We start from the raw sequence: 21,651 nt of genomic DNA on the forward strand, positions 1-21,651 counted from the left end.
TATTGTATACCCTTCATTCTTCAAGCTGCCTTGGTGCAACTCGAATTATTTTGGGGGTTGATTTATTGTAACGCGCGAAGCAGCGCGTCATTGTCTGCGTTATCGGCGACCCGAATATCTTGCCAGCCCAAATCCCGGGCAAGGTCTGCCAAACGCTCACTGACAACTAACAGTCGGCAGTGTAGTAACCAGTTTTTTCGATACCATTCCGGAATGAGCGCATAAAGTTGTTGTAGCATTTCACCGCTTGTCACGACCAGCGTTGAAACCCCACGTTCGCGCCAGCGAAAGGCTTCTTCCGTTCCGTCATAAATTCTGGCACTTCTTTGGTAGCATTCGCAGAAAGTCACTTCTGCGCCGCGTTCGGCCAGCGTTTCGCCTAACAGTTCACGACCCCCATTCCCGCGTAAAATGAGTGCCCGTTTCCCGGCAACATTCTGTAATTCAGGTAATTGTAGCAAGACTTCCGTTGTTTCCCTGTCTTGCGGATAACGAATCGGCAAATGGCTAACCGTGTGAAACGCTAAGGCAGTCGTACGCCCAATGGCAAACCAGGCAAGATGTGAAGGCCAGGAGATGCCGTTTTGGCGTAATTGTGGGTGGGCATAATTTATGACGTGCTGCGATAATACGAACACCAGGTCGCCTTCGTTCAGGCTCGCCAGCATGCCAGGCAGTTTGTCCAACTGCCGGCCGGGGGAAAACTCGATAAGTGGGAAGCTATACGCCACCTGCCCCAGTGCGCGCAGTCTGCTCACTAACTCGTCCCCAGCGGGGGAAGGGCGGGTGACAAGTATTGTCATGCCGGAGCATCTCCGTCATAAACGGCGGCAAGAATCTCACGCGCGCCTTTATCGAGAAGCTCCTCCGCAAGCGAAACGCCCATAACTTCGGCATCTTCTGGCTTACCACGGCGTTCGCCACGCACCAGAATCGAGCCATCAGGTGCGCCCACTAATGCCCGCAACCATAACTCACCATTATTAAGCTCGGCATAACTGCCAATCGGCACCTGGCATCCGCCCTCAAGGCGCATGTTCATGGCGCGCTCCGCACGAACGCGAATTGCAGTCTCTTCATGGTTAAGTGAAGCAAGCAGCGCTTGTGTGTGTTCATCATCAAGACGGCATTCGATTCCCACCGCGCCCTGGCCTACCGCAGGCAAAGAGACTTCTGCGGGCAATGCGTAGCGGATACGTGATTGCAAACCAAGACGGTTCAGCCCGGCGACCGCCAGAATAATTGCGTCGTAGTCACCGTTATCGAGTTTACCCAGGCGGGTACCGACATTGCCGCGCAAAGAACGAATGACAAGGTCCGGGCGGCGCTCGGCGATCTGGCATTGGCGGCGGAGGCTGGAAGTGCCTACTACGCTGCCTGCCGGGAGTGTGTCCAGGCTGTCGAAATGATTGGAGACAAAAGCGTCACGCGGATCGTCACGTTCGCAAATCGTCACTAACCCTAAGCCTTCAGGAAACTCGACTGGCACATCTTTCATGGAATGTACGGCGATATCCGCACGGCCTTCAAGGAGTGCAAGTTCTAACTCTTTGACAAACAATCCCTTGCCACCGACTTTCGCCAGCGGTGTATCAAGAATGATGTCGCCACGCGTAACCATAGGCACCAGTTCAACCGTGAGCTGGGGATGGCACGCTTCCAGGCGTTGTTTGACATAATGTGCTTGCCAGAGTGCTAATGGACTTTGGCGAGTGGCAATTCTTAATACATTGTCTAACATTGCTAGTTACCGTAATTATCGTCCCTGACCATCCTACCACTCTTCAAGGAAGGCTGTCAGTTTCAACGGGTTTGCGGAAAAGAGGGACATATTTCGTATTATGGAAGATAAAGCCGGTAGGCGGAGCGGAAGTTGGCGCGTAGCGCATCTTTCTTTACGGTCAACCAGCAAGGTGTTAAATTGATCACGTTTCCAGCAATTCTTTGCCTTGTCGTTTATAATAGAGGCAACAACCGGGAAACGGGTTTTTTCGTAATACTGAAACCATCAGGCGATATGTCTTGTACCTCTATATTGAGACTCTTAAACAGAGACTGGATGCCATTAACCAACTGCGTGTAGATCGCGCACTTGCGGCAATGGGCCCTGCTTTTCAACAGGTCTACAGTCTTCTGCCAACATTGTTACATTATCATCACCCGCTGATGCCAGGTTACCTTGAGGGTAACGTTCCACATGGCATTTGCATCTACACGCCTGATGAAACCCAACGCCACTACCTCAACGAACTCGAATTGATGCGCGGCATGCCGCCGCAGAAAACAGAATCTGGTGAATTGCCTATCACGGGCCTCTATACCATGGGCAGCACATCGTCCGTTGGGCAGAGTTGTTCATCCGACCTGGATATTTGGGTTTGTCACCAGTCATGGCTCGATAATGACGAGCGCCAGTTGCTGCAACGTAAATGCAGCGTGCTGGAAAGCTGGGCCGCCTCTTTAGGTGTTGAAGTCAGCTTCTTCCTGATTGACGAAAACCGCTTCCGCCACAACGAAAGTGGCAGCCTGGGCGGTGAAGACTGTGGTTCAACACAGCACATCTTGTTGCTCGACGAGTTCTACCGCACTGCTGTGCGCCTGGCCGGGAAACGTATTCTGTGGAGTATGGTTCCTGGCGACGAAGAAGATCATTACGACGATTACGTAATGAGCCTCTACTCGCAGGGTGTGCTCACGCCAAACGAATGGCTGGATCTCGGTGGTTTAAGCTCTCTTTCCGCGGAAGAATATTTTGGAGCCAGCCTGTGGCAGCTCTATAAGAGTATCGATTCTCCTTATAAAGCCGTGCTCAAGACGCTGCTGCTGGAAGCCTATTCCTGGGAATATCCAAACACGCGTCTGCTTGCAAAAGACATTAAGCAGCGACTGCATGATGGCGAGATAGTCTCTTTTGGGCTTGATCCGTACTGCATGATGCTGGAGCGTGTGACTCACTACCTCACACAAATCGAAGACACTGCGCGTCTGGACTTAGTACGTCGCTGCTTCTATCTCAAAGTGTGCGAAAAACTGTCCCGTGAGCGTGCCTGTGTAGGTTGGCGTCGTGAAGTTTTAAGCCAACTGGTCAAAGACTGGGGCTGGGATGAGCCACGTCTGGCGATGCTCGATAACCGCGCTAACTGGAAAATCGACCAGGTTCGTGATGCGCACAACGAACTCCTTGACGCGATGATGCAAAGCTATCGCAACCTGATTCGTTTCGCTCGCCGTAACAACCTCAGCGTCAGTGCAAGCCCGCAAGATATCGGTGTATTGACCCGTAAATTGTATGCCGCGTTTGAAGCGCTACCGGGTAAAGTCACGCTGGTTAATCCGCAAATTTCCCCTGATTTGTCAGAGCCTAATCTGACCTTTATTCATGTTCCGCCGGGTCGAGCAAACCGTTCAGGTTGGTATCTCTACAACCGTGCACCAAACATGGATTCCATCATCAGCCATCAACCGCTGGAATATAACCGTTATCTTAATAAGCTGGTGGCTTGGGCCTACTTCAACGGCCTGCTGACTTCGCGCACCCGCCTGTTTATTAAGGGCAACGGAATCTGTGATTTGCCAAAATTGCAGGAAATGGTGGCCGATGTTTCGCACCACTTCCCGCTGCGTTTGCCTGCGCCAACTGCGAAAGCGTTGTATAGCCCATGCGAAATTCGCCATCTGTCTATCATAGTTAACCTCGAATATGACCCGACAGCGGCATTCCGTAATCAGGTTGTTCATTTCGATTTCCGTAAGCTGGATGTGTTCAGCTTCGGGCAGCAGCAACAGTGCCTGGTGGGAAGCGTTGACCTGCTTTACCGCAACTCCTGGAATGAAGTGCGTACTCTGCATTTCAACGGCGAACAGTCGATGATTGAGGCGCTGAAAACCATTCTGGGCAAAATGCACCAGGATGCCGCACCGCCAGATAGCGTGGAAGTGTTCTGTTACAGCCAGCATTTGCGTGGGCTTATCCGCACGCGTGTTCAGCAACTGGTTTCCGAATGTATCGACTTCCGCTTGTCCAGCACGCGCCAGGAACCTGGTCGCTTTAAAGCGCTGCGTATTTCTGGCCAGACGTGGGGGCTATTCTTCGAACGCCTGAGCGTTTCAGTGCAAAAACTGGAGAATGCGGTCGAGTTCTACGGTGCAATTTCGCATAACAAATTGCATGGTTTATCGGTGCAGGTTGAGACTAATCAGGTTCAGTTGCCGTCAGTCGTAGATGGGTTTGCCAGTGAAGGGATCATTCAATTCTTCTTTGAAGAAGCGAGTGAGGACCACGGGTTCAATATCTATATCCTCGATGAGACCAACCGCGCAGAGGTGTATCACCACTGTGAGGGCAGTAAAGAAGATTTAGTGCGTGATGTCAGCCGTTTCTATTCGTCTTCGCACGACCGTTTCACTTACGGCTCAAGCTTCATTAACTTCAACTTGCCACAGTTCTATCAGATTGTGAAAGTCGATGGGCGCTCGCAGGTAATTCCGTTCCGCACCCAGACTATTACAGCAGCGACGCCGACTAATCATGACGATAGCAATGCGCCGCTACTTCAGCAGTACAGCAACAGCTAGCTAAAGCTAACGGGTTCACCCGCCTGCTGTGTGCAAGCTTCTTCAAGTAATGTCCAAAACTCTGCGCCGCTACGGTCACAAATCCATTTGTCGTCTTTCAAGTTAAAATGGTAACCGCCGCTTTTGGTGGCAAGCCATACCTGATGGAGAGGCTCCTGGCGATTGATAATAATCTTGCTGCGATTCTCAAAACTCAGGGTCAGCACGCCGCCATTGATTTCGCAGTCGATATCGCTATCACCATCCCAGTCATCCAGACGTTCTTCAATTGTTGACCACAGGCCGTCAGCCAGGCGATGAAATTCACTGTCGTTCATTTTCGTTTCTCAGTTGTTCTTCTTCACGGCAGTATAGCAACACTCGCGAATAGAAAAGAGTATTGCTTTTCAGGGATCACCTGCGATGATAGAAGGCAGAATAGTGGATTACAGGCATCTCAATAATGAAGAAAATTTTCTGCCCATTAGCACTCGTGCTGGCACTTTTTAGCCTTTCTGGCTGTGGCCTTAAGGGGCCGCTGTACTTCCCTCCTGCGGACGGTAAAACCAAGCCTACATCTCAGGTCACTCCTAAGCCACAGCCGCAATCAACCACGCCAGATCGTAATAATCGTGGTACTGATAACGCGCCGACTCAGGTTGTCTACTAGCACATTATTAATAAGTAGCCGCGTATATGGAGCAGAAGATGCAGTTTTCGAAGATGCATGGCCTTGGCAATGACTTTATGGTCGTCGACGCGGTGACTCAAAACGTCTATTTCTCCCCTGAGCTTATCCGCCGTCTGGCCGACAGGCATTTGGGAGTGGGTTTTGATCAGTTATTGGTGGTTGAACCGCCATACGATCCAGACCTTGATTTCCATTATCGTATTTTTAACGCTGATGGTAGCGAAGTCTCACAATGTGGCAACGGCGCGCGTTGCTTTGCACGCTTTGTGCGCCTGAAGGGGCTTACCAACAAACGCGATATTCGCGTCAGCACCGCCAATGGCCGCATGGTTCTCAGCGTGACGGAAGATGAGTTGGTACGCGTGAATATGGGCGAGCCTAATTTCGAGCCTTCCGCTGTGCCGTTCCGCGCAAACAAAGCGGAAAAGACCTATATTATGCGTGCCGCCGAACAAACCATTATGTGTGGCGTCGTGTCGATGGGTAACCCGCATTGCGTGATTCAGGTTGATGACTTGACTACGGCCGCTGTGGAAACGCTGGGGCCAGTGATGGAAAACCATGAGCGTTTTCCTGAGCGTGCAAACATCGGCTTTATGCAGGTTGTAACCAAAGAACATATCCGTCTGCGCGTTTATGAACGTGGCGCCGGGGAAACACAAGCTTGTGGCAGCGGTGCTTGCGGCGCAGTTGCTGTGGGCATCTTGCAAGGGATACTTGCGGAACAGGTTCGCGTTGAGCTACCTGGTGGCCGCCTTGATATCGCCTGGAAAGGGCCGGGAACGCCGTTGTTTATGACCGGTCCAGCGGCCCACGTCTATGATGGATTTATACATCTATGAAGAATGCCGAGGAACAGCAAGAAGCCGTACTGGAACTGGATGACCGAATGGTGGCGGAATATCTGCTACGTCATCCCGATTTCTTTATTCGTAACGCCCAGCATGTAGAACAGATGCAGGTGCCGCATCCGGTACGCGGCACTGTTTCGTTGGTTGAGTGGCATATGGCACGTAGCCGTAACCATATCAATTTCCTTGAAGAAAACATGACCTTGCTGATGGAGCAGGCGAGTGCCAACGAAGGTTTGTTCTATCGCTTACTGAAGTTGCAGGGCCGTCTGGCTTCTGCCACTAGTTTGCAGGAAATGCTTAACCGCTTGCACCGTTGGGCGCGCGAAATGGGTCTGGCTGGCGCAAATGTGCGTCTTTTTGCGGACCGTTGGCGGATTGGTGCTCCTTCCGATTTTACCCATTTGGCACTGAATCGGCAGGCTTTCGAGTCGTTGCGTATTCAACGTCTTGGGGATCGTCAGCATTATTTGGGGCCGTTAAATGGCCCTGAATTACTGGTGGTTTTACCTCAGGCGAAAGCCATTGGTTCAGTGGCCGTGTCTCTGATGGGTAGTGACGCAGATTTAGGCGTGCTGGTTTTTAGTAGCCGCGATCCTCAGCATTACCAGGAAGGGCAAGGCACACAATTACTTCATGAACTGGCGCTGATGTTGCCAGACTTGCTGGAGCGCTGGGTCGAGCGAGTATGACGGCCTCCCCACTGCAACCTTTAGTCGATGGCTTTCTGCGCTACCTGAAAGTAGAGCGCCAGTTAAGCCCGCTGACACTGCTCAACTATGGCCGCCAACTGACCGCAATAATCACCCTGGCGGGCGAGATGAACATGAGCACCTGGCAGCAGTGTGATGCCGCCGCGGTTCGTTCAATCACGGTTCGCAGCCGCAAAGCGGGCCTCGGGTCATCAAGCCTGGCATTACGTCTTTCCGCGCTCCGTAGTTTCTTCGACTGGTGTGTCAGCCAGGGTGAGCTCAAAGCCAATCCCGCAAAAGGTATTACTACGCCGAAAACGGGCCGCCATCTACCAAAAAATATCGACGTCGATGACGTTAGTCGCCTGCTGGATATCGACATCAACGACCCACTTGCCGTGCGTGATCGCGCGATGCTGGAGGTGATGTACGGTGCTGGGCTGCGTCTTTCCGAACTGGTTAATATGGATTGCCGCCACATTGATCTGACGACAGGTGAAGTGTGGGTGATAGGTAAAGGTAGCAAAGAGCGCCGGGTGCCGGTGGGGAAATCTGCTGTTACCTGGGTTGAGCACTGGCTTGATCTGCGCGAGCTTTTTGGTCCGGACGACGATGCGTTATTTCTCTCCAAACAGGGGAAGCGTATCTCGACGCGCAACGTTCAAAAACGCTTTAGCGAGTGGGGCATAAAACAGGGGCTAAACAGCCATGTACATCCTCACAAATTGCGCCATTCATTTGCCACGCATATGCTGGAATCGAGCGGGGATCTGCGCGGTGTACAGGAGTTATTAGGCCACGCCAACCTTTCCACGACGCAAATCTATACCCATCTCGACTTCCAACACTTAGCCTCAGTGTATGATGCTGCGCATCCACGCGCTAAACGAGGGAAATCGTAATGCATTTTTATCGCCCACTTGGGCCTATTGCCGCGCTCACTTTTGATCTCGACGACACGCTCTACGACAACCGTGAAGTCATTACGCGTACCGAAAGCGAATCAATGAGCTTTGTGCAAAACTACCACCCGAAGCTAAACCATCTGCTACGCCCTGATTTTTTGCGCATTCGCCATGCGTTGCGCCTCGCAGAACCGGATATTTACCACGATGTCACCGAATGGCGTCGTCGTGCTGTAGAGCAAGCCATGTTAGATGTCGGATTATCAGCGGAAGACGCCGCCGCAGGCGCACAAGCTTCGATGGAGAACTTTGCCCATTGGCGCAGCCAAATCGACGTGCCGCAAGAAACGCACGACACGTTAGCGAAACTCGCCGAAAAATGGCCGCTGGTGGCGATTACCAACGGTAACGCTGAGCCACATCTTTTCGGCCTCGATCAATACTTTAAGTTTGTGCTGCGCGCCGGCCCTCATGGGCGATCCAAACCATTTAATGATATGTATCATCTCGCAGCAGAAAAGCTCAATGTTCCGCTCGGCCATATTCTGCACGTAGGTGATGACCTGACTACTGATGTTGCAGGGGCTGTTCGCTGTGGTATGCAGGCTTGTTGGATAAATCTGCGCGATGGCGACCTAATGCAGATTGATGACAGCCGCTTATTGCCACATCTGGAAATTTCGCAGTTGGCATCCCTCACCGCGCTGATATAATCTGATTAATTCTGTATAAAATCACAGTATATTTTTATCTCCTCAACGGCGGTGCCAATGGACGTTTCTTACCTGCTCGACAGCCTCAATGACAAACAGCGCGAAGCCGTTGCGGCCACGCGTAGCAACATGCTGGTACTGGCTGGTGCAGGAAGCGGTAAGACGCGTGTATTGGTGCACCGTATTGCGTGGTTAATTAGCGTGGAAAACTGCTCGCCATATTCGATTATGGCGGTGACGTTTACCAACAAAGCGGCGGCTGAAATGCGCCACCGTATCAGTCAGTTGATGGGAACCAGCCAGGGCGGCATGTGGGTAGGTACTTTCCATGGTCTCGCGCACCGCTTGCTGCGTGCACATCACATGGACGCCAACCTGCCGCAGGATTTCCAAATACTGGACAGCGAAGATCAGCTGCGTTTGTTAAAGCGCCTGATTAAAGCCATGAATCTCGACGATAAACAGTGGCCTGCACGCCAGGCAATGTGGTTTATCAACGGCAAAAAAGATGAAGGCCTACGCCCACATCACATTGAAAGTTATGGCAACCCGGTCGAGCAAACCTGGCAAAAAGTGTATCAGGCGTATCAGGAAGCCTGCGATCGCGCAGGGCTTCTGGACTTTGCCGAACTATTGCTGCGTGCTCATGAACTCTGGCTGAACAAGCCACACATTCTTAATCACTACCGCGAACGCTTCACCAATATTCTGGTGGACGAATTCCAGGATACCAACAGCATCCAGTACGCATGGATTCGCATGTTGGCAGGTGATACAGGCAAAGTGATGATTGTTGGTGATGATGACCAGTCAATCTACGGCTGGCGCGGCGCGCAAGTTGAGAATATCCAACGCTTCCTGACCGATTTCCCTGGCGCACAAACCATTCGCCTTGAGCAAAACTACCGCTCAACCAACAACATTCTGAATGCCGCCAACGCCCTGATTGCGAACAACTCAGGTCGTTTAGGCAAAGAGCTGTGGACGGATGGCAGCGACGGCGAGCCGATCTCACTGTATTGCGCATTTAACGAATTAGATGAAGCGCGTTTCGTGGTTAACCGTATCAAAACGTGGCAGGAAGCGGGTGGAGCACTCGAGCAATGCGCCATTCTTTATCGCAGCAACGCCCAATCGCGAGTGCTGGAAGAGGCGTTATTGCAGGTCGGCATGCCGTACCGCATCTATGGCGGCATGCGCTTCTTCGAACGTCAGGAAATCAAAGATGCGCTCTCGTATCTGCGCCTGATTGCCAACCGCAATGATGACGCAGCGTTTGAGCGCGTGGTTAACACGCCAACGCGTGGCATCGGCGACCGCACATTAGACGTGGTGCGCCAGACATCGCGTGACCAGCAACTGACAATGTGGCAAGCCTGCCGCTTGTTACTCCAGGAAAAAGCATTAGCAGGCCGTGCCGCTTCTGCGTTGCAACGCTTCATGGAACTTATCGACGCGCTGGCACATGAAACCATCGACATGCCGCTGCACGTACAAACTGACCGGGTTATCAAAGATTCGGGCCTGATGATGATGTACGAGCAGGAAAAGGGTGAGAAGGGCCAGACGCGTATTGAAAACTTAGAAGAACTGGTCACGGCAACACGCCAGTTCAGCTATCAGGATGAAGACGAAGACTTGATGCCTTTGCAAGCGTTCTTGTCCCATGCGGCGCTTGAAGCGGGTGAAGGGCAAGCCGATACCTGGCAAGATGCGGTGCAATTGATGACGCTGCACTCGGCGAAAGGTCTGGAGTTCCCGCAGGTGTTTATCGTCGGCATGGAAGAGGGCATGTTCCCAAGCCAGATGTCGCTCGATGAAGGTGGCCGCCTGGAAGAAGAACGCCGCCTTGCCTATGTGGGTGTGACGCGTGCGATGCAAAAACTGACACTGACCTACGCTGAAACCCGTCGTCTGTATGGCAAAGAAGTTTATCACCGCCCGTCACGTTTCATTGGTGAACTGCCAGAAAACTGCGTGGAAGAAGTTCGCCTGCGTGCCAGTATCAGCCGCCCGGTCAGCCACCAACGCATGGGCACGCCAATCTCTGAGAATGATTCAGGCTTTAAACTCGGGCAGCGTGTACGGCATGCAAAATTTGGTGAAGGCACGGTCGTTAACCTGGAAGGGAGTGGTGAACACAGCCGTATTCAAGTGGCATTCCCAGGGCAGGGAATTAAGTGGCTAGTTGCTGCTTATGCACGCCTTGAATCGGTATAAATTAGCGGGTTAACTCATAGTCTTTCACGCTTTTGCTAGCTTATAAATATCACCATAGTTTATTACTCCATGGTGTCCCGTTGCGTGTTGACGCCATATTTATGGTGGCGTAACATGCGCGCACGATTACGCTAAGAGGACACTCGCCTTGGACACACCCAGTAAATACTGGCTCAATAACCTGTCATCCAGGTACAACTTCTAAGGCTATCCTCGAATGCTGATAGCCTTAGTGGTTGTCGGCGACCTCATATCTCGTATATCCCGTCGCAATGAGTCAGACTTTTTAATGGTCTGAAACCTAGTTAGTTTCTGTCTGTGTGCCAACCGAACTGTCCCTGATATTTTTTGCATTGGGAGTACCGGTCATGCTGAGCGCATTTCAACTGGAAAACAATCGTCTGTCCCGTCTTGAATTAGATGAGGCCGATAACCTGAGCAATTCTGTTTGGGTTGATTTGGTCGAGCCTGAAGAGAGCGAGCGTCAGCGCGTGCAAACGGAACTTGGTCAAAGCCTGGCAACGCGCCCGGAACTGGAAGACATCGAAGCATCCGCGCGTTTTTTTGAAGACGAAGACGGTTTGCACATCCACTCATTTTTCTTTTACGAAGATGCCGACGATCACGCGGGCAACAGCACCGTGGCATTTACTATTCGTGAAGGCCGTCTGTTTACGCTGCGCGAACGTGAATTACCAGCTTTTCGCCTCTATCGCATGCGTGCTCGTAGCCAGAATATGGTTGATGGCAACGCTTACGAATTACTGCTCGACTTATTCGAAACCAAAATCGAACAGTTGGCAGACGAAATCGAAAACATCTATAGCGATCTGGAAAAACTCAGCCGCGTGATTATGGAAGGGCACCAGGGTGATGAATACGACGCCGCACTTTCCACTCTCGCTGAGTTGGAAGATATCGGCTGGAAAGTCCGTTTGTGTCTGATGGATACGCAACGCGCCCTGAACTTCCTGGTGCGTAAAGCGCGTTTGCCGAGCGGGCAGCTTGAGCAGGCCCGTGAAATTCTGCGAGATATCGAATCCCTGCTGCCGCACAATGAATCCCTGTTCCAGAAAGTGAACTTCCTGATGCAGGCGGCGATGGGCTTTATCAACATCGAGCAGAACCGCATCATCAAGATCTTCTCGGTGGTATCCGTCGTATTCCTACCGCCAACGCTTGTTGCATCCAGCTACGGGATGAACTTTGAGTTTATGCCCGAGTTGAAACTGAGCTTCGGTTACCCGGCGGCGATTATCGTCATGATCCTCGCTGGCCTGGCACCGTATCTCTACTTCAAGCGCAAAAACTGGTTGTGAGATGAAAATGAGAAGGGAGCCGATTGGCTCTCTTTTTTACTTCTGCGCGACCGCGCGCGCTGCTATCCGCGAGTTTCGTTGCGTATAAATAGCATCCAGAATAAACAGCGCCAGCGCCGCCCAGATAAAACCGAAGGTCAGGAGCTTGTCTTTACCGACGACTTCACCGTAGAACGTCACCGCCAACAGGAACATTAACGTCGGGCCGATGTACTGGAAGAAGCCCAGCGTCGAGAGGCGCAAACGCGTCGCCGCTGCGGTGAAGCACAGCAATGGAATCGTGGTGACCACGCCCGCCGCAATCAGCAGTAAATTCAGCGATATCGAGTTTTGCCCCATATGGCTGGTTGAACTGTCCGCGATGCCAAACAGGTAAATCGCGGCAATTGGCAGCAGCCACAGCGTTTCAACCAGCATGCCGGTTTGCGCATCCACGGCAATTTTCTTACGCACCAGCCCGTAAAACGCGAAGCTAAATGCAAGGCCCAGAGCGATGATTGGCAGCGAGCCGAATGTCCAAAGCTGAACCAGAACACCACAAGCGGCAAGGCCAACGGCGACCCACTGCATTCTGCGGAAGCGCTCACCGAGGAAAATCATCCCCAATAGCACGTTAACCAGCGGGTTGATAAAATAACCCAGGCTTGCCTCGAGCATGTGGTTGTTATTCACCGCCCAGATGAAGAGCAGCCAGTTACCGCCGATGAGCACCGCAGAGAGTGCCATGGCGAATACCTTTTTGCGGTTCTGACAGGATCTCTTTACCTGAGGCCACTGGCGACTAAGGCTAATTAACACCACCATAAAGAAGAATGACCAAATCACGCGGTGCGTCAGGATTTCATCAGCCGGAACATAGTGGATTAATTTGAAGTAAGCAGGCGCGATGCCCCACATAAAGTACGCCGCCAGTGCTAGTAATACGCCCTGACGGGTTTGTTTCGCATCCATGAAAAGAACTCGTTGATCAATAGTGTCCTAATTGTATCAGCAATAATTACATCACCCCACCATGTAGGTAGCGGTCGCACTGGCGATATGCAATTGATCTTCGTTGTGTAATTCCACGCGTGCCACGGCCACTTTACGGCCTGCACGTAGAAGGGTGCTGCTGGCGGTGAAACGTTGCCCGCGCCCCGGACGCAGGTAATCGACACGCAGGTCGATGGTGCCCATTTTCGACAGTCGCTGGCGCAGTTCTTCCTCGCTAATACTGTCATGGCGAGTCAATGTGCTGCCCACGCACACCAGGCCTGCCGCGACATCCAGCGATGACGCAATCACACCGCCGTGCAAAATACTCTGCGCCCAGTTGCCCACCATCATCGGCTGGTTATTAAAACAAAGCTCGGCGTAATCTTTCTCGTAACGGACAAGCTCCAGCCCCAGCGCACGGTTAAATGGCATGTGATAGACAAAAATTTCACCGACCAATTGTAAAGCGGCTTCCGGGGTCAAAAATGGGGTAGACATGGATCATCCTCGATCAATACAAAATCACATACCCTTCGCCCTTCAAGATGCAGGGTTGTTGGCTGCTCTCATTCACCCGAATCACTTACTTGAGTAAGCTCATCGGGATTCATTCGATTGCCGCCTACCTGAATCTTGAAGTAGCTTGGGCATAATGTTAATTAATTGTGTATTTTATGCTTCGCAACCGTTGATTGCCACTTTAAGAACTGTAGACCGAGCGTCCAGATTAAGAACTATGTAGAATGTGTCCCTGATAATAATTTGAAACCTTTTCTTTCAGGAGAACACCATTGATGCGCAAGTATCTAGGATGGCTGATGGCGGCATGCCTGCTTCCTTCTATGGCTAACGCAGCTGAAGCGACCATAAAGCAAGTGCATGATAAACCGGCTGTGCGTGGCAGCATCATTGCGAATATGCTTCTGGAACATGACAATCCATTCACACTTTACCCGTATGAAACTAACTATCTGATCTATACGGTGACTGATGATCTGAATAAAGAGGCGATTCGCAGTTATAACTGGTCTGATAATGCCCGGAAAGACGAAGTAAAATTCCAGCTTAGTCTCGCGTTCCCTATCTGGCGCGGTATTCTGGGGCCTAACTCAGTGTTAGGTGGCTCATATACCCAAAAATCCTGGTGGCAGTTGTCCAACAGTGGAGAGTCTTCTCCTTTCCGTGAAACCAACTACGAACCGCAGCTTTTCCTCGGTTTTGCGACCGATGAATCTTTTGCCGGTTGGACATTACGCGATGTCGAGTTTGGTTATAACCACGACTCCAACGGCCGTTCAGACCCAACATCCCGTAGCTGGAACCGTTTATACACGCGTCTGATGGCTGAGCACGGTAACTGGATGGTTGAAGTGAAGCCGTGGTATGTGATTGGCAGCACCGACGATAATCCGGATATCACCAAATACCTGGGCTACTACCAATTACGCGTGGGCTACCAGTTTGGCGATGCGATTCTGAGTATGAAAGGGCAGTACAACTGGAATACCGGCTACGGCGGCGGTGAATTAGGCTTTAGTTATCCGGTCACTAAGCACGTACGTCTATATACCCAGCTTTACAGCGGTTACGGCGAGTCATTAATTGATTACAACTTTAACCAGACACGCTTCGGTGTCGGCGTTATGCTTAACGATCTGTTCTAAAAATTTGGCGGTTTTAGTGGTGTGGAAAGCGTGACACAGGCGGAAGTAATTAATCAGGCAGTACTGGCCAGACAGGTTTTGCAAGATACCTTCGGCTATCAACAGTTCCGCCCGGGTCAGGAAGCCATCATCGAAACGGTGCTGGAAGGGCGCGATTGCCTGGTTGTCATGCCGACCGGCGGTGGCAAATCTCTGTGCTATCAGATTCCGGCGCTGGTATTTGGCGGGCTGACTGTCGTGGTTTCGCCGCTGATCTCGCTGATGAAAGACCAGGTTGATCAGTTGCTGGCAAACGGTGTTGCGGCAGCGTGTCTTAACTCCACTCAAAATCGCGAACAGCAACAAGAAGTGATGGCGGGCTGCCGTTCCGGGCAGATTCGCCTGTTATACATCGCGCCTGAACGGTTGATGATGGATAACTTCATCGACCAAATCAGCCAGTGGCACTTGTCGATGGTTGCGGTTGATGAGGCGCACTGTATTTCGCAGTGGGGACACGATTTCCGCCCGGAATATGCAGCGCTTGGCCAATTGCGCCAGCGCCTGCCTTCGGTGCCATTCATTGCCTTAACTGCTACGGCTGATGACACAACGCGCGCGGACATTGTTCGCCTGTTAGGTCTGCATGACCCGCTAATTCAAATCAGTAGCTTTGACCGCCCGAACATTCGCTACATGCTGATGGAGAAGTTTAAACCTCTCGATCAGCTGATGCGCTACGTGCAAGAACAGCGCGGGAAATCCGGCATTATTTACTGTGGCAGCCGCGCCAAAGTGGAAGACACAGCTGCGCGTTTGCAAAGCAAAGGTATCAGCGCCGGGGCTTATCATGCCGGGCTTGAACACCATGTGCGTGCGGAAGTGCAGGAAAAATTCCAACGTGATGACCTGCAAATCGTCGTGGCGACCGTCGCCTTCGGTATGGGCATCAATAAACCCAATGTCCGTTTTGTCGCGCACTTCGACATCCCACGCAATATCGAATCCTACTACCAGGAAACGGGCCGTGCCGGGCGTGACGGCCTGCCTGCGGAAGCGATGCTGTTTTACGATCCGGCGGATATGGCCTGGCTGCGTAAATGCCTCGAAGAAAAACCGGTTGGGCAGTTACAAGATATCGAGCGCCACAAACTCAACGCCATGGGCGCGTTTGCCGAAGCGCAAACCTGCCGCCGCCTGGTGCTGCTGAATTACTTCGGCGAAGGTCGCCAGCAATCTTGCGGCAACTGCGACGTTTGTCTCGATCCGCCGCGCCGTTACGACGGACTGGTGGATGCGCAAAAAGCGCTGTCCTGTATTTATCGCGTCAATCAGCGCTTTGGTATGGGTTACGTCGTGGAAGTACTGCGCGGTGCCAATAACCAGCGCATCCGCGAGTTTCAGCATGACAAACTTCCGGTCTACGGCATTGGTCGCGACCAGACGCACGAACACTGGGTGAGCGTGATTCGCCAGTTGATCCACCTCGGCGTAGTGACGCAAAACATCGCGCAGCACTCCGCGTTGCAACTCACCGCAGCGGCTCGACCATTCTTGCGTGGCGAAGAACCCTTAATGCTTGCGGTGCCACGTATTGTGGCCATCAAATCGAAATCCAGCCCGAAAGTGTTTGGCGGAAACTACGATCGTAAGCTATTCGCCAAATTGCGTAAGTTACGTAAAGCCATTGCCGACGAGGAGAATATCCCGCCGTATGTGGTGTTTAACGACGCCACGCTTATCGAAATGGCCGAACAAATGCCGATTACGCCTGGTGAAATGCTAGGAGTTAACGGTGTAGGTACGCGTAAACTTGAACGCTTTGGGCGTGAGTTTATGGCACTTATCCGCAGTCATGTCGACGGCGAAGATGAGTAGTAGCCAATACCCTTCATTCTTCAAGCTGCAGGGGTGTTGGCTGCACTCACTTACCCCAGTCACTTACTTATGTAAGCTCCTGGGGATAAGTTCCCTGGCCGCCTACCTGCAACTCGAAGTATTTAGGGTATAGTTATTGTCCAATTAATTATCCAGCGAGCTATTCCTATGTTGACGCTTTTTTTGACCGTAGCGGTATTACACATCGTTGCGTTGGTCACTCCCGGTCCCGACTTCTTCTTCGTTTCGCAGACCGCCGTTAGCCGTTCTCGCAAAGAAGCTATGATGGGCGTGCTGGGCATTACTGGTGGCGTGATGGTCTGGTCAGGTGTGGCGCTGCTCGGCCTGAATCTGATCCTTGAAAAAATGGCGTGGCTACACAGCATTATTATGGTCGGCGGTGGTTTGTATCTGTGCTGGATGGGCTACCAGATGCTGCGTAGTGCGCTGAAAAAAGAGAAGCCTTCCGAGGAAGTACCTGCGGTAGAGCTGGCACATGGTGGACGCAGTTTCCTGAAAGGGCTGCTCACTAACTTGTCGAACCCTAAAGCCATTATTTACTTCGGCAGCGTGTTCTCGCTGTTCGTGGGCAATGATGTGGGAAGCGCCGAACGTTGGGGTTTATTTGTAATGATCGCGCTGGAAACCTTCGTGTGGTTTACGGTCGTGGCTAGCTTGTTCGCACTGCCGAAAATGCGCCGCGGTTATCAGCGCCTTGCGAAGTGGATTGATGGAACAGCCGGTGCGTTGTTTGCCGGATTCGGCATCCACCTGATCATCTCCCGCTAATCTTCCGCTGAAAATTAGGCCTGGCGCGCTCCCGCAAGGAGTGCGCCAACCAACATAAACAGCGAACCAAATACGCGGTTCAACGCTTTCATCTGCTTTGGTCCTTTAATCCAGCCTGCAATACGTGTCGCAAGCGTCGCATAGCCAATCATCACAATAATATCGACTACTACCGTGGTCACGCCGAGCACTAAATACTGTACCGCCTGTGGCTCGTGTGGAGAGATAAACTGTGGGAAAAGTGCAGCAAGAAAGACGATGCTTTTTGGGTTCGTCAGGTTCACAAAAACCGCGCGCTTAAACAGACGACTGCGTGGTTGGGTCGTCGCCAGAGTATTCAAGTCCAGCGCACCCGCGGCACGCCATTGCTGAATACCAAGCCAGACAAGATAAGCGGCACCCGCCCATTTCAAAATTTCAAAAGCCAGCAACGAGTGTGAGAACAGCGCACCAAGCCCAATCCCAACCAGCACAATATGAATCGCAAGCCCCGTTTGCAGCCCGGCAATCGACGCGGCAGCTCCCCGATAGCCGTGGCTAATGGCGGTGGTCATGGTATTAATTGCCCCGGAACCGGGTGACAGACTCAGAATTAATGTGGTTACGAGATAGGTAAACCACCACTCAACGCTCATGTGAAATTCCCTGATCGAACACTTTTATGCCACAATACGCTATTGTTGATGAGCGTGCTACGAATCACAAAAAAGCGATATGACTCAGCATAAAAATGGATGGTCAAACAGGGAAAACGCCTTTGCGGCTTTCACCACGGGTCCACTGATGGACTTCTGGCGGCAGCGCGAAGAGTGTGAATTTTCAGGCGTCGACGAAGTGCCGGTACGCTACGTACGCTTTCGCGCGCAGGATCACGACAGGGTCATTGTCGTTTGCCCTGGCCGTATCGAAAGTTACGTCAAATATGCCGAACTGGCATATGACCTTTTCCATTGCGGGTTCGATATTTTAATTATCGACCACCGTGGGCAAGGGCGTTCCGGACGCATGCTTTCGGACTCGCATCGCGGCCATGTGGCGAAATTTAGCGACTATGTCGACGACTTTGACCGCTTTTATCAGCATGAAGTCGCCAACGGCCCCTGGAGAAAACGCTACGCGTTAGCGCATTCCATGGGAGGCGCGATAATTACGCTGTGGCTTGAGAAAAACTCACAATGCTTTGATGCAGTTGCGCTGTGTGCGCCGATGTTTGGTATCGCCTTGCGCTGGCCTGACTGGATGGTGCGCCATATTCTTGATTGGGCGGAAGGCCATCAGCGTATTCGTGAGGGTTATGCAATCGGAACAGGCCGCTGGCGTGCATTACCATTTAGCGTTAATGTCCTGACCCATAGCCGTGAACGTTACCGCCGCAACCTGCGTTTTTATGCTGATGAGCCAGCATTGCGATTGGGTGGGCCAACGAATCACTGGGTAAGAGAAGGGATACTCGCAGGAGAACAGGTTTTAGCAGGAGCCACTGCTATCACCACGCCGATTTTTATCCTGCAGGCAGAAGAGGAGCGCGTCGTAGATAACCGTGCGCATGACCAATTCTGTGAGATTCGCGCCGCGGCGGGCCACCCTTGTGAGGGGGAAACACCTTACGTCATAAACGGTGCGTATCATGAGATCCTGTTCGAAAAGGACGATATGCGGACCGAAGCGCTGAATGCCGTCATCGCGTTTTTTGACAGGCATAATTAATCTGAATTTAACACCAGAGGTTCCAAATCCTATGTACCATGTCGTTGCGTCTGACTTAGATGGCACGTTGCTGTCCCCTGATCACACTCTCTCCCCGTATGCTAAAGAAACGCTGAAATTGCTCACCGCTGAAGGTGTTCATTTCGTCTTCGCAACGGGCCGCCACCATATCGACGTGGGGCAGATTCGCGATAACCTCGAAATCAAAGCCTACATGATCACCTCAAACGGTGCGCGTGTGCATGATACTGACGGCAACCTGGTGTTCAGCCACGATCTCGACCACGACATCGCGCAGGACTTGTTTGGTGTGGTGCATACTAATCAAGATATCGTGACCAACGTCTACCGTGGCGACCAGTGGTTTATGAACCGCCACCGCCCGGAAGAGATGAAATATTTTAAAGAAGCGGTGTTCAATTACACCCTGTTTGAACCAGGCTTGCTGGAAGCTGATGGCGTCAGCAAAGTGTTCTTCACCTGTGATTCACATGAAAAACTGCTGCCGCTTGAGCAAGCATTGCTCGCTCGCTGGGGCGACCGCGTGAATGTGAGTTTCTCGACGCTGACTTGCCTGGAAGTGATGGCGGGTGGCGTGTCGAAAGGTCACGCGCTGGAAGCGGTATCCAAAGCGATGGGCTACGGCCTGAAAGACTGCATTTCCTTTGGTGACGGCATGAATGACGCGGAAATGCTGAGCATGGCGGGTAAAGGCTGCATCATGGGCAACGCTCACCAGCGCCTGAAAGACTTGCTGCCAGAGCTTGAAGTCATCGGCACCAACGGTGATAACGCGGTTCCGCATTACCTGCGCAAGATGTTCCTCGGCAAAGACTGATTCGTAATAAACGAGTGGTGGATTAATCACCACTCGTCAACCAAATAGTTCAACTTCTGCACATTCCCTTCGCTACAATGAAGCATTAATCTCCCGTAGTAGAGACTTCATCGTGCCGTTATTGATCATCACCACTATTCTGTGGGCCTTCTCTTTTAGCCTGATTGGCGAATACCTTGCCGGGCATGTCGACAGCTACTTTTCAGTGCTGATGCGCGTCGGGCTGGCGGCGATAGTGTTCCTGCCGTTCCTGCGCTTTAAAGGCTACAGCGCGAAAACATTGCTGCTGTATATGCTGGTGGGCGCACTGCAACTCGGCGTGATGTACCTGTTTAGCTTCCAGGCGTATCTCTACCTCACCGTTTCAGAATTCCTGCTATTTACGGTAATGACACCGCTTTACGTTACGCTGATTTATGACCTGATCAGTGGCAATAAGCTGCGCTGGGGATATGCGCTTAGTGCCGGACTTGCGGTGATTGGTGCGGCGATTATTCGCTACGACAAAGTGAGCGATCACTTCTGGATTGGCCTGATGCTGGTCCAGGCGGCAAATATCTGCTTCGCCATCGGTATGGTGGGCTACAAACGGCTGATGGAAACACGTCCTATGCCGCAACGTTGCGCATTTTCGTGGTTCTACCTCGGGGCGGCAGTCGTGGCTGTAACAGCCTGGTTTGCGCTGGGAAATCCGCAAAAACTCCCAACCACCAACCTGCAATGGGGCATTCTGGTGTGGCTTGGCGTGGTGGCTTCCGGGCTGGGCTACTTTATGTGGAACTATGGTGCGACTCAGGTGGATGCGGGCACGCTTGGTATCATGAACAACGTACATGTTCCGGCGGGGCTGCTGGTTAACCTTGCCATCTGGCAAGAACAGCCTCACTGGCCGAGTTTTATTATTGGTGGGTCGGTGATAATGGCTTCGCTATGGGTACATCGCCATTGGGTCGCTCCGCGTTCTTCACAAACGGCAGATGCTCGCAAGCGTGTGAACGCGTCGAGCGAATAAACGCTTCCGTCACCGGTTGACGCTGCTCGCCATCGCGCACTGCGGCGTACAACCGGCTCCACAGTCCTTCGCCCAGGGTTTTGGTTACGACCAGACCCTGGCGCTCAACATTTTCCACTACCCAATGTGGCAACGCAGCAATCCCCATGCGGGCTGACACCATCTGAATCAGCAACAGCGTGTTATCGACACTTTTCAGCGATGGGCTGACGCCCGCGGGTTGCAGGAAATGGCGCCAGATATCGAGTCGTTGGCGCTGCACCGGGTAAATCAACAACGTTTCGCTGCTCAAATCTTCCGGTTCAATACGCGTTTTGCTTGCCAGCGGGTGATCCGTTGCCAGCACCAGGCGCACTTCATAATCAAACATTGGCGAATAATGCAGACCGCTGCGCGGCAGGATGTCGGACGTTAATACGATATCCAGTTCGCTTTGTTGCAGAGCAGGCTGCGGGTCGAACGTCACGCCAGATTTGAAATCCAGATCCACCTGCGGCCAGGTTTTGTGGAAGTTTTCCAGCGCGGGCGTCAGCCACTGAATGCAGCTATGGCATTCGATGGCGATGCGAAGCCGGGTCTGGTGCGGTTCATTGCAAGCCTGAAGCGCACGGCTTATCTGCGGCAAAACTTGTTCAGCCAGTTGCAATAGCACCTCGCCCTGCGGCGTAAACCGTAGTGGCTGACTTTTACGGACAAACAGGCGGAAACCCAGGCGCTGCTCCAGATCGCTGAATTGATGGGAGAGTGCCGATTGGGTTTGATGCAACGCGGCAGCAGCAGCGGCTAAAGAGCCGCAATTTCGTAACGCCTGTAGCGTCCGCAGATGTTTGATCTCGATCATGAAAGTCCTTCACTTCGGCATGA

22 protein-coding genes are annotated in these 21,651 nt (G+C 52.2%); 15 read left to right on the forward strand and 7 right to left on the reverse strand.

Annotated elements, in window-relative coordinates:
• Positions 1 to 62 precede the first annotated feature (62 nt).
• Together hemD and hemC are read right to left on the reverse strand one after the other, a co-directional pair.
• Complete coding sequence (gene hemD, locus LVQ76_RS20375; RefSeq protein ID WP_232922342.1) at positions 63 to 803, reverse strand: uroporphyrinogen-III synthase; 741 nt, start codon at positions 801 to 803, stop codon at positions 63 to 65.
• Entirely contained in the window at positions 800 to 1,741 is a 942-nt protein-coding gene (gene hemC, locus LVQ76_RS20380; RefSeq protein WP_232866486.1) for a hydroxymethylbilane synthase, read from the reverse strand. Before hemC ends, hemD begins: the two co-directional genes overlap by 4 nt.
• 281 nt (positions 1,742 to 2,022) lie before the next feature.
• On the opposite strand from hemC, the gene cyaA reads away from it, so the two are divergent.
• Entirely contained in the window at positions 2,023 to 4,575 is a 2,553-nt protein-coding gene (gene cyaA / locus LVQ76_RS20385) for a class I adenylate cyclase (protein WP_232866487.1), read from the forward strand.
• On the opposite strand, the gene cyaY is transcribed toward cyaA, so the two are convergent.
• Positions 4,572 to 4,892, reverse strand: a complete 321-nt coding sequence (gene cyaY / locus LVQ76_RS20390; protein ID WP_151995948.1) for an iron donor protein CyaY — start codon at positions 4,890 to 4,892, stop codon at positions 4,572 to 4,574. The two genes, cyaA and cyaY, sit on opposite strands and share 4 nt — an antisense overlap.
• Positions 4,893 to 5,017: 125 nt before the next feature.
• On the opposite strand from cyaY, the gene lptM reads away from it, so the two are divergent.
• From lptM to corA, 8 genes are all read left to right on the forward strand, one after another.
• Positions 5,018 to 5,224: an LPS translocon maturation chaperone LptM gene (lptM, locus tag LVQ76_RS20395; protein WP_151995947.1), complete on the forward strand. Its 207-nt coding sequence runs from the start codon at positions 5,018 to 5,020 to the stop codon at positions 5,222 to 5,224.
• 38 nt (positions 5,225 to 5,262) lie between these two features.
• Positions 5,263 to 6,087 (forward strand): diaminopimelate epimerase, encoded by an 825-nt coding sequence (gene dapF, locus LVQ76_RS20400; RefSeq protein ID WP_232866488.1) that lies wholly within the window; start codon positions 5,263 to 5,265, stop codon positions 6,085 to 6,087.
• A complete protein-coding gene (locus tag LVQ76_RS20405; protein ID WP_232866490.1) occupies positions 6,084 to 6,788 on the forward strand; it encodes a DUF484 domain-containing protein in 705 nt (234 codons plus the stop codon). The genes dapF and LVQ76_RS20405 overlap by 4 nt, the downstream gene beginning before the upstream one ends.
• A complete protein-coding gene (xerC, locus tag LVQ76_RS20410) occupies positions 6,785 to 7,690 on the forward strand; it encodes a tyrosine recombinase XerC (RefSeq protein ID WP_232866492.1) in 906 nt (301 codons plus the stop codon). The genes LVQ76_RS20405 and xerC overlap by 4 nt, the downstream gene beginning before the upstream one ends.
• Positions 7,690 to 8,406 (forward strand): 5-amino-6-(5-phospho-D-ribitylamino)uracil phosphatase YigB, encoded by a 717-nt coding sequence (gene yigB / locus LVQ76_RS20415; protein WP_232922343.1) that lies wholly within the window; start codon positions 7,690 to 7,692, stop codon positions 8,404 to 8,406. Before xerC ends, yigB begins: the two co-directional genes overlap by 1 nt.
• A gap of 57 nt (positions 8,407 to 8,463) precedes the next feature.
• The gene (uvrD, locus tag LVQ76_RS20420; protein ID WP_154155098.1) at positions 8,464 to 10,626 is read left to right on the forward strand and encodes a DNA helicase II; all 2,163 of its coding nucleotides are present in this window, start codon (positions 8,464 to 8,466) and stop codon (positions 10,624 to 10,626) included.
• A 148-nt stretch (positions 10,627 to 10,774) separates the two neighbouring features.
• Positions 10,775 to 10,831, forward strand: a complete 57-nt coding sequence (gene ysgD / locus LVQ76_RS22415) for a YsgD/CorL family protein (RefSeq protein WP_367597360.1) — start codon at positions 10,775 to 10,777, stop codon at positions 10,829 to 10,831.
• A gap of 163 nt (positions 10,832 to 10,994) precedes the next feature.
• Positions 10,995 to 11,945, forward strand: coding sequence for a magnesium/cobalt transporter CorA (gene corA / locus LVQ76_RS20425; RefSeq protein ID WP_034492179.1), 951 nt, complete (start codon positions 10,995 to 10,997; stop codon positions 11,943 to 11,945).
• A gap of 36 nt (positions 11,946 to 11,981) precedes the next feature.
• On the opposite strand, the gene rarD is transcribed toward corA, so the two are convergent.
• Complete coding sequence (gene rarD / locus LVQ76_RS20430; RefSeq protein WP_232905386.1) at positions 11,982 to 12,896, reverse strand: EamA family transporter RarD; 915 nt, start codon at positions 12,894 to 12,896, stop codon at positions 11,982 to 11,984.
• Positions 12,897 to 12,947: 51 nt separating this feature from the next.
• Positions 12,948 to 13,418, reverse strand: a complete 471-nt coding sequence (locus LVQ76_RS20435) for a thioesterase family protein (protein WP_232905387.1) — start codon at positions 13,416 to 13,418, stop codon at positions 12,948 to 12,950.
• Between the two features lie 296 nt (positions 13,419 to 13,714).
• On the opposite strand from LVQ76_RS20435, the gene pldA reads away from it, so the two are divergent.
• The 3 genes from pldA (at position 13,715) to rhtC (ending at position 17,230) form a co-directional block, all read left to right on the forward strand.
• Complete coding sequence (gene pldA, locus LVQ76_RS20440; RefSeq protein ID WP_151995940.1) at positions 13,715 to 14,584, forward strand: phospholipase A; 870 nt, start codon at positions 13,715 to 13,717, stop codon at positions 14,582 to 14,584.
• Between the two features lie 30 nt (positions 14,585 to 14,614).
• Positions 14,615 to 16,441, forward strand: coding sequence for an ATP-dependent DNA helicase RecQ (recQ, locus tag LVQ76_RS20445; RefSeq protein ID WP_151995939.1), 1,827 nt, complete (start codon positions 14,615 to 14,617; stop codon positions 16,439 to 16,441).
• A gap of 168 nt (positions 16,442 to 16,609) precedes the next feature.
• A complete protein-coding gene (gene rhtC / locus LVQ76_RS20450) occupies positions 16,610 to 17,230 on the forward strand; it encodes a threonine export protein RhtC (protein ID WP_232866769.1) in 621 nt (206 codons plus the stop codon).
• Between the two features lie 14 nt (positions 17,231 to 17,244).
• Here the strand turns inward: rhtC and rhtB are convergent, their stop codons facing one another.
• Positions 17,245 to 17,865 carry a homoserine/homoserine lactone efflux protein gene (rhtB, locus tag LVQ76_RS20455; RefSeq protein ID WP_232905388.1) on the reverse strand — a complete coding sequence of 207 codons (621 nt, stop codon included), beginning with the start codon at positions 17,863 to 17,865 and terminating at the stop codon, positions 17,245 to 17,247.
• 79 nt (positions 17,866 to 17,944) lie between these two features.
• On the opposite strand from rhtB, the gene pldB reads away from it, so the two are divergent.
• From pldB to LVQ76_RS20470, 3 genes are all read left to right on the forward strand, one after another.
• Positions 17,945 to 18,937 (forward strand): lysophospholipase L2, encoded by a 993-nt coding sequence (pldB, locus tag LVQ76_RS20460; protein ID WP_064561634.1) that lies wholly within the window; start codon positions 17,945 to 17,947, stop codon positions 18,935 to 18,937.
• Positions 18,938 to 18,968: 31 nt separating this feature from the next.
• A complete protein-coding gene (yigL, locus tag LVQ76_RS20465) occupies positions 18,969 to 19,775 on the forward strand; it encodes a sugar/pyridoxal phosphate phosphatase YigL (protein ID WP_064515217.1) in 807 nt (268 codons plus the stop codon).
• A gap of 112 nt (positions 19,776 to 19,887) precedes the next feature.
• Positions 19,888 to 20,787, forward strand: a complete 900-nt coding sequence (locus LVQ76_RS20470; RefSeq protein ID WP_151995934.1) for a carboxylate/amino acid/amine transporter — start codon at positions 19,888 to 19,890, stop codon at positions 20,785 to 20,787.
• On the opposite strand, the gene metR is transcribed toward LVQ76_RS20470, so the two are convergent.
• Positions 20,675 to 21,628, reverse strand: coding sequence for an HTH-type transcriptional regulator MetR (gene metR, locus LVQ76_RS20475; protein WP_232866779.1), 954 nt, complete (start codon positions 21,626 to 21,628; stop codon positions 20,675 to 20,677). The two genes, LVQ76_RS20470 and metR, sit on opposite strands and share 113 nt — an antisense overlap.
• Positions 21,629 to 21,651: the final 23 nt, after the last annotated feature.

The organism is Buttiauxella cochleicola (assembly GCF_021283185.1).
Taxonomy (GTDB): Bacteria; Pseudomonadota; Gammaproteobacteria; order Enterobacterales; family Enterobacteriaceae; genus Buttiauxella; species Buttiauxella massiliensis.

What these genes read in the sequence shown, in the direction of transcription:
- hemD (WP_232922342.1), bottom strand. Translation starts at nt 803, where the DNA reads ATGACAATACTTGTCACCCGCCCTTCCCCCGCTGGGGACGAGTTAGTG.
- hemC (WP_232866486.1), bottom strand. Translation starts at nt 1,741, where the DNA reads ATGTTAGACAATGTATTAAGAATTGCCACTCGCCAAAGTCCATTAGCA.
- cyaY (WP_151995948.1), bottom strand. Translation starts at nt 4,892, where the DNA reads ATGAACGACAGTGAATTTCATCGCCTGGCTGACGGCCTGTGGTCAACA.
- lptM (WP_151995947.1), top strand. Translation starts at nt 5,018, where the DNA reads ATGAAGAAAATTTTCTGCCCATTAGCACTCGTGCTGGCACTTTTTAGC.
- dapF (WP_232866488.1), top strand. Translation starts at nt 5,263, where the DNA reads ATGCAGTTTTCGAAGATGCATGGCCTTGGCAATGACTTTATGGTCGTC.
- LVQ76_RS20405 (WP_232866490.1), top strand. Translation starts at nt 6,084, where the DNA reads ATGAAGAATGCCGAGGAACAGCAAGAAGCCGTACTGGAACTGGATGAC.
- xerC (WP_232866492.1), top strand. Translation starts at nt 6,785, where the DNA reads ATGACGGCCTCCCCACTGCAACCTTTAGTCGATGGCTTTCTGCGCTAC.
- yigB (WP_232922343.1), top strand. Translation starts at nt 7,690, where the DNA reads ATGCATTTTTATCGCCCACTTGGGCCTATTGCCGCGCTCACTTTTGAT.
- uvrD (WP_154155098.1), top strand. Translation starts at nt 8,464, where the DNA reads ATGGACGTTTCTTACCTGCTCGACAGCCTCAATGACAAACAGCGCGAA.
- corA (WP_034492179.1), top strand. Translation starts at nt 10,995, where the DNA reads ATGCTGAGCGCATTTCAACTGGAAAACAATCGTCTGTCCCGTCTTGAA.
- rarD (WP_232905386.1), bottom strand. Translation starts at nt 12,896, where the DNA reads ATGGATGCGAAACAAACCCGTCAGGGCGTATTACTAGCACTGGCGGCG.
- LVQ76_RS20435 (WP_232905387.1), bottom strand. Translation starts at nt 13,418, where the DNA reads ATGTCTACCCCATTTTTGACCCCGGAAGCCGCTTTACAATTGGTCGGT.
- pldA (WP_151995940.1), top strand. Translation starts at nt 13,715, where the DNA reads ATGCGCAAGTATCTAGGATGGCTGATGGCGGCATGCCTGCTTCCTTCT.
- rhtC (WP_232866769.1), top strand. Translation starts at nt 16,610, where the DNA reads ATGTTGACGCTTTTTTTGACCGTAGCGGTATTACACATCGTTGCGTTG.
- rhtB (WP_232905388.1), bottom strand. Translation starts at nt 17,865, where the DNA reads ATGAGCGTTGAGTGGTGGTTTACCTATCTCGTAACCACATTAATTCTG.
- pldB (WP_064561634.1), top strand. Translation starts at nt 17,945, where the DNA reads ATGACTCAGCATAAAAATGGATGGTCAAACAGGGAAAACGCCTTTGCG.
- yigL (WP_064515217.1), top strand. Translation starts at nt 18,969, where the DNA reads ATGTACCATGTCGTTGCGTCTGACTTAGATGGCACGTTGCTGTCCCCT.
- metR (WP_232866779.1), bottom strand. Translation starts at nt 21,628, where the DNA reads ATGATCGAGATCAAACATCTGCGGACGCTACAGGCGTTACGAAATTGC.